The sequence below is a fragment of the Microcystis sp. M083S1 genome (assembly GCF_020246405.1).
Taxonomy (GTDB): Bacteria; Cyanobacteriota; Cyanobacteriia; order Cyanobacteriales; family Microcystaceae; genus Microcystis; species Microcystis aeruginosa_C.
On the sequence record NZ_JADBTB010000030.1, the window covers coordinates 1 to 7,288 of the forward strand.

The window sequence follows — 7,288 nt, forward strand, 5'->3', positions numbered from 1 at the left end:
GAAAAAGTACCTCAATTTTCCCCCTGATCACTCCCATGCCTGGTACTTTTTGATTGACAAAAAGTCTAAAAGTCTTACCCAACAAGGTTTTTAGATTTATTCAGCAGACCCTAAGTAGGTAGGCGTTAAAAGTTGTCAGACACCCCCCTTATCAAGGGGGGATCAAAGGCAAAATCCATTTTTAATTTAATTATAACCAGCTACTTAGGGTTTGCGGCAAAAAATCAGATAGGAAAAAAAAGTTATGATGCTAAGGGCAAATTCTGTTTCTTTAATGATAAGTGATTCTGTTGATAATTATCAATTAAAATCAAGATAACTGATAGAAAAGACCGAAAACAGTAACTTTTCTGATTTCGGACAAAAAGAAACAGTAAAACCTGCCGTAGCAGAGTAGAAAGATTAACCACTAAAAGGGGAATGGCGATAGAAGTTTCTGACGTTTCTGAAAGTTTAGTCATCACTCTATCGAGTCCAAAACGTCTTTTAGCTTGTCCAAATTTGCCCTCAATACGATTGCGAAACTTTTCATCTAACTGAGCTTGTTTTTTTATACCATTTCTCTAAATGAAAACTACACATCGAATTTAAATCCCCCTTTTTAAGGGGGATTTAGGGGGATTAAACTTCTGTAGTCAGACTTTGGAGAATTGGTATTAGTTCAGCACTTCGATTCTTCGGTGGTCTTCCCAATAGTAATCCACTAATCAGGATTATTTCCTAACTTTTAACTGCCGACATCTGCCGCATTTCTAGATACACTAATAAAGCGTTAATATCGGCGGGATTGACTCCGCCAATTCGCGAGGCTTGGCCGATGGTGGCGGGTTTAATTTTTGTTAATTTTTCCCGCGATTCCATTGACAAAGTTTCGATTTTCATGTAGTCAATATCGGGGGATAAATGACGGTTACTGTGGCGACTAATTTGGTCAATTTGATTTTGTTGTCGTTTCAAATAACCGGAATATTTAATCTCAATTTCTACCCCTTCTCTTTCGGCTAAATTTATATCAGGATTACCTAAACCATAACGATCAAGATCGAGATAATGCAAGCTAGGACGACGCAGTAAATCCGCTAAAGAGAGAGAACCTTTGATTTTTTGTTCCGTATCCTTAACGATGGCAATTGCCACCTCATCCCGTTCTTTAATTCTCGTTTCGTGTAGGCGTTCTTTTTCAGCGATAATATTAGCCTGTTTAGTTTGGAATAATTGCCAACGCCGGTCATCAATTAAGCCAATTTCTCGCCCTAAAGGTGTTAATCTTTGATCGGCATTATCCGATCGCAATACTAAGCGATATTCGGAACGACTGGTTAACATTCGATAGGGTTCCCGCAGATCCTTAGTACATAAATCATCGACCAAAGTTCCTAGATAACTTTCCTCCCGGGGAAAAACAATTAACTCTTTTCCTAAAGCAAACCGCGCCGCATTAATCCCCGCCACCAGTCCCTGGGCTGCCGCTTCTTCATAACCGGTTGTCCCGTTAATTTGTCCCGCACAAAATAACCCCTCAATCTTCTTCGTCATCAGGGTTGGATAACACTGAGTTGCCGGTAAATAATCATATTCCACTGCATAGGCAGCACGCAACATCACACAGTTTTCTAAACCGGGTAAAGTCCGCAGCATTGCTAATTGAACATTTTCCGGCAGTCCCGTTGAAAAGCCTTGGATATAAAGTTCGGGAATATCGCGCCCTTCCGGTTCAATAAAAATTTGATGACTTTCTTTATCGGCAAAACGGACGATTTTATCCTCAATACTGGGACAATAACGCGGTCCTTTGGAGTCAATAAAACCGCCATAAATGGGGGATAAATGTAAATTATCTCTGATTAATTGATGAGTGGCCGCCGTGGTGCGGGTGAGATGACAGTTCATTTGTTCCCGTTCGATCCACACCTCCGGATCAAAACTAAACCAACGTACCTCGTCATCAGGCGGTTGCGGTTCCATGCGGGAGTAATCCACCGAACGCTTATCCACACGGGCAGGAGTGCCAGTTTTTAGGCGACCGGTCTCGAATCCGAGACGATTTAGGGTTTCTGTTAAACCCACCGCCGCAAATTCGCCCGCCCGTCCGGCGGCCATAGACTTGCCGCCAATCCAGATTTTACCGCCTAAAAAAGTGCCAGTGGTTAAAATCACGGCTTTAGCGGCGAAACAAGTGCCGAAATAGGTTTCTACCCCTAAAACTTGCTCATTTGCCCCTAAAATCAGGTCTGTGGCCATGCCTTCCCGAATAACCAGATTGGCTTGGGTTTCGACGATACCTTTCATCACCGCCGCGTATTCCCGTTTATCGGTTTGGGCCCGTAGGGCCCAGACTGCCGGTCCACGAGAGGCATTAAGAACCCGTTTTTGCAGATAGGTGCGGTCGGCCATTTTGCCAATTTCGCCGCCTAAAGCGTCCACTTCGTGGGTTAATTGGGATTTAGCCGGACCACCGACGGCGGGGTTACAGGGTTGCCAAGCGATTTTATCGAGATTAAGGGTGAGGAGAAGGGTACGACAACCGAGACGGGCGCAAGCTAAGGCCGCTTCACAGCCGGAATGGCCCGCCCCGACGACGATGACATCAAATTCATCTTGAAAGTCTGCGGCTGAGGAGAAAGTCATACTCGATCGAGGGGAAAATTAATTAATCAGGCTAATATTCTAGCAATTTTTCTGAGTTTTCCCCCCAATGTAATACAAGAATACTAGCTAAGTCATTGACTAACACCAAAGCGATCGCATAAATCTAAAAACAATCTATATAATCCCTATTTACCCTTGCCTTTTCAGGGTATTACTGGCTAAGTATTATAGGTGCTTATCATATTTTCACGATCGTTTAAAGATTGTAATCATGGATTTACTTGCCAATCCCGTTGCTTTGTCGCGGATACAATTCGCCATCACCGCTATTTTCCATATGCTTTGGCCGGTATTAACCACTGGTATGGGCATTTATCTAGTCATTGTCGAAGGATTATGGCTAAAAACCCGCAATCCTGACTACTATCATCACGCTCGCTTCTGGGCAAAACTCTACATTCTCAATTTCGGCATTGGAGTTGCTTCTGGTTTGCCCATGGCCTTCCAGTTTGGCATGAATTGGGCGCCTTTTTCGGAAGCGGTGGGGGACTTTTTCGGAACTATCCTCGGTTTCGAGGGAACCATGGCCTTTATGCTAGAGGCTAGTTTTCTAGGAATTATGTTGTTTGGTTGGGGACGAGTTCCCCCTTTAATTCACTTCCTAGCGACAATTCTCGTCGCTTTCGGGGCTAATCTTTCCACTTTCTGGATTTTAACCGCTAATTCTTGGCTGCAAACCCCCGCCGGTGGCATCTTCGTGGATGGTAAATTTATCGTTCAGGATTACCTACAAGCGATTCTCAATCCCTTCATGGTTAATAGTTTCCTGCATATGTTTTTCGCTACTCTGGAAACTTCTCTTTTCGTCATTGGTGGGATTAGTGCTTGGTATTTGCTCAATAAACGTCACATTAGCTTTTTTAGTCGTTCTCTCAAAATTATTCTTACTCTAGCGATTGTTATTGCTCCCTTGCAAATTTTTGTCGGTCATCTTAGTGCCGAACAAGTGTATCACTATCAACCGGCTAAATTAGCCGCCATGGAAGCGCAATGGGAAACTATTCCTGCGGGAGAAACTGCCGGTTGGAGTTTGGTTGCTTTACCCAAGGATAAAGCGGAGACAAATAGCTGGGAAGTGAAAATTCCTAATGCTTTGGGTTATCTTTTGGAGTTAAAACCCAAGTTATCGGAACCTGTTCTCGGCTTAAAAACGTGGAAATACGAAGACAGACCGCACATGGTGGGGCTAATCTATTATTCCTTCCGGATTATGGTCGCTATCGGTCTTTTTCTTGCTTCTTTAATGACTGTAACTGTCGGGCAATGGCTGCGCGGTCAACTGAGTAACGAAAAAATCGACAGTCAAAAATGGTTACTGCGCGCTTGGGTTTTTGCGGCCCCTCTGGGTTATCTTGCGGTTGAAACCGGTTGGATTGTCCGTTGTGTCGGTCGTCAACCCTGGACGGTTTACAATCAAATCCGGACAGTGGATGCTGCTTCTAAACTGCCCGCAGGCGAGATTTTAACCTCTTTAATCGGAATTACGGCGATTTATGTCGTTTTCTTGGTTTCTGCTCTCTATTTCGGTAGTCTTATTATCCGTCAGGGACCAAATCTTAACTTACCACTGCCGGGGACTCAACAGGAAAAAGTGACCTCACCAGAACTAAATCCTCGTTCCCTAGAAGCGCAACAATAGGAGGAACTATGGAACCGTTACAGTATTTTTTGCCACAAATTTGGTTTTTTATTCTGGGATTATTCCTGTTTCTATACGTCCTCCTCGATGGTTTTGACTTGGGGGTGGGAATTCTTTCCCTGACTTCCTCCTCCGAGAAGCGTCGCAGTATTTTAATGACCAGTTTGGGCAATGTTTGGGATGCTAACGAAACTTGGATTGTTTTGATGGGTGGTTCCCTGTTTGGGGCGTTTCCCCTAGCTTACGGGACAATTTTAAACGCTTTATACCTGCCAGCAGTGATTATGGTGGTGGGGCTGTTATTTCGGGCTGTTTCCTTCGAGTTTCGTGAACATTCTCGTCGCAAGTTGTTCTGGAATTATGCCTTCGGACTCGGCAGTTTTTTGGCTGCTTTGGGGCAAGGATTCGCCCTCGGTGCGGTTTTTGAGGGCATTAAAGTGGATGAATTGGGTCATTTTGCCGGCGGTCCCTTTGATTGGTTAACATGGCGATCGATTCTAGTGTCTCTAACTTTAATCCAAGCTTATGTTTTAGTGGGTTCCACTTACCTAATTCTGAAAACTACGGGTAATTTACAGGAAGTTCACTATAAAACGGCAAAAATTGCCGCTATTACGACTTTTATCGGTGCTGTCTTTATCACTATCAGTACACCACTGCTTTCTGACCACATCCGTCAGCGTTTATTTGACCCTCGACTAATTTACATTTTTATCCTCATCCCGATTCTAGCTGTGGTCTTACTGGGTTTATTACTGCGGAGTTTGCAACTAAAGGAAGAAAACACCCCGATGGTCTGGACAGTATTGCTGTTTATGCTCTCTTTTATCGGTTTGGGATTGTTGATTTTTCCCGATATTATTCCCCCGTCCGTGACAATTTATCAAGCGGCGGCCGCCCCTAGTTCTTTGGTGTTTATGCTGACTTTTGTGGGTTTTTTAATCCCAATTTTACTAGCCTATACGGTTTATAATTACATCGTTTTTCGGGGGAAAATTACTGCTGAATCCTACGGAGAATAGATGACGTTGCCTATTTCAGATATCAATCTTCTTCGGTGGGATTTTTAAGGGGAAACTCTCTACCGCTGATGCTAAACTGAATTTATTCTAGGAGGTCTTTGGGTGTAATTAACTCGTAACGCTCGAAGGGTTGATGAATCCAAGGATTATCGGGGTAATATTCCACATAATAGTCAGGTTTGATTCTTGATGCCGCTTTGTACCAGATCACCGCAGTTTTGATATTGGTAATCCCGTATTTTTCCTGTAACAAAATCGAGGTTTTTTGGAGAGTGATTCCCGAATCGACTAAATCATCCACTAATAACAAGGGACTCTTTAATTTGGCTTCGATCATGGCTAAATTTGAGGAAATAGTTAATTCTCCCCGAATTTGATGATTTTGCCCCCCGTAGGAAGCAGCGTAGAGAATGGCTAGGGGTTGACGAAAAAGACGACAGAGAATGTCACCGACGCGCAATCCTCCCTTAGCTAAACAGACAATCTGAGCAAATTGCCAACCAGAATGATCGATTTTTACTGCTAATTTTTCGATCAGACGATGGTATTCATCCCAAGAAACATAGACATCGGCCATATTTTCCATTCCCGATTGAGAATTACTTATTTTCGGCAGGTCGATCACTACTCCAGGCCCACCAAACTCGATCGCATTGACAATGATAGAATTCCTGCCATTTACGACGGGAATCTTCTCCTAAAACGGGAGCGCGGCGATTGATCCAAACGGCCTGAGCTTCTTTAGCTTTTGCCCCACAGTAAGGACAACAAAAATTGTAGGCGTGAACGGCATTCTCTGTCCAGTCAGGGGGAAAGGGACTAAAAGCATCCATAATCTCTGGGTTAAGGGGGTTAACAGTCAAAAAGGGGCTTGAATCGCTGGTGTTTAGGCTATAGTTCTCAATTTCTACCTCGATAATTTTTACAGCGTTTCCCATAGAGATGAAGTGTAACCTAATTTGGTATTGATGACCGACTCCACCAGAGGAAAACTTTGTACCTCACTATTAAGATAAATGCTATAATAGGTTTTGACAAATCGCGATCGGGAATATTTTCATGAAAACGAAGATTAATAACCGGAAAAACTGGCTCAATAGATAATCTCCTTGTTTACTTTATTACTAAAAAAATATGGCTAGAGGGGATCAAATATACGCTTATCGGGAATTGCTCAATCTTCAGGGTGTTTATGCTCATCATGGCATCGATTGCGGTGATGGTAGCGTCATTCATTACCGAAAACCGAGCGAGATTGTGGAACGAACTTCCCTAGAAACCTTTGCTAGGGGCGGTAAAATCTATGTGGTGCGCCATGTAGAGGTGGGATTTTCCTTTATCCCCGATGTGGTGGTAGAAAGGGCGCTAAGTCGTCTGGGGGAGCAGAAATATAATCTTCTTTTTAACAACTGCGAACATTTTGCCACTTGGTGTAAGACCGGTATTAGCAAAAGTCAACAGATAGAAGAATTTATCCCGATTATTACCCATTTACAAGCGGTGGGACTCTACGAACCTCTGAAAAAATCCCTTATCGGAGCCGACCCCAACAATGCCCAAACCCTGTTAAAAGGGGCTTTAAGCAATCTTAAGGTCAGTTGGGATGAAATTCAACCCCAGTACAAAAAAGCCATTCAAGAAGCAGAAACATGGAATCGAGTAGCGATCGAAGCTTTAAGCAGAAATCGCGATGATTTAGCCCGGGAAGCCCTGAAACGCAAGGTAGAAGCCAAAAAACAGGCAAAACGCCATCAGGAACAATTGGATCAAATAGCGGCCATGACCGAAAATGTTCTTAAAAGTCTGGTGATTGCTAACGGTTAGTCTGGATGTCAGTAGGGTTTGCTGAATAAATCTAAAAACCTTGTTGGATAGGGTTTTTAGACTTGTTTTCCCTCAAAAAGTGCCGACCTTTGGAGTGATTGGGGGGAAAATTCAGGTACTTTTTCCCTGAAAATTAGGTAATTGACCCCCTGAA

Annotated in this window: 6 protein-coding genes and 1 pseudogene; 3 read left to right on the top strand and 4 right to left on the bottom strand. The window is 43.4% G+C overall.

Annotation, left to right across the window (positions count from 1 at the left end):
• Positions 1-242: 242 nt before the first annotated feature.
• Positions 243-551 (bottom strand): annotated as a pseudogene (locus tag IM450_RS02850) (transposase); the annotation flags it as partial.
• A gap of 169 nt (positions 552-720) precedes the next feature.
• Positions 721-2,628 carry a tRNA uridine-5-carboxymethylaminomethyl(34) synthesis enzyme MnmG gene (gene mnmG / locus IM450_RS02855; protein ID WP_287669013.1) on the bottom strand — a complete coding sequence of 636 codons (1,908 nt, stop codon included), beginning with the start codon at positions 2,626-2,628 and terminating at the stop codon, positions 721-723.
• Positions 2,629-2,860: 232 nt separating this feature from the next.
• Between mnmG and IM450_RS02860 the strand changes: the two genes are divergently transcribed.
• Together IM450_RS02860 and cydB are read left to right on the top strand one after the other, a co-directional pair.
• Positions 2,861-4,288, top strand: a complete 1,428-nt coding sequence (locus IM450_RS02860; RefSeq protein ID WP_002774269.1) for a cytochrome ubiquinol oxidase subunit I — start codon at positions 2,861-2,863, stop codon at positions 4,286-4,288.
• 8 nt (positions 4,289-4,296) lie between these two features.
• Positions 4,297-5,310, top strand: coding sequence for a cytochrome d ubiquinol oxidase subunit II (cydB, locus tag IM450_RS02865; RefSeq protein ID WP_002753098.1), 1,014 nt, complete (start codon positions 4,297-4,299; stop codon positions 5,308-5,310).
• 82 nt (positions 5,311-5,392) lie between these two features.
• On the opposite strand, the gene IM450_RS02870 is transcribed toward cydB, so the two are convergent.
• Together IM450_RS02870 and IM450_RS02875 are read right to left on the bottom strand one after the other, a co-directional pair.
• Entirely contained in the window at positions 5,393-5,887 is a 495-nt protein-coding gene (locus tag IM450_RS02870; protein WP_039899628.1) for a phosphoribosyltransferase, read from the bottom strand.
• Positions 5,888-5,909: 22 nt separating this feature from the next.
• Positions 5,910-6,143, bottom strand: a complete 234-nt coding sequence (locus IM450_RS02875; protein WP_002771307.1) for a hypothetical protein — start codon at positions 6,141-6,143, stop codon at positions 5,910-5,912.
• 301 nt (positions 6,144-6,444) lie between these two features.
• Between IM450_RS02875 and IM450_RS02880 the strand changes: the two genes are divergently transcribed.
• Complete coding sequence (locus IM450_RS02880; protein WP_012267801.1) at positions 6,445-7,134, top strand: lecithin retinol acyltransferase family protein; 690 nt, start codon at positions 6,445-6,447, stop codon at positions 7,132-7,134.
• The last annotated feature ends 154 nt before the right edge of the window (positions 7,135-7,288 follow it).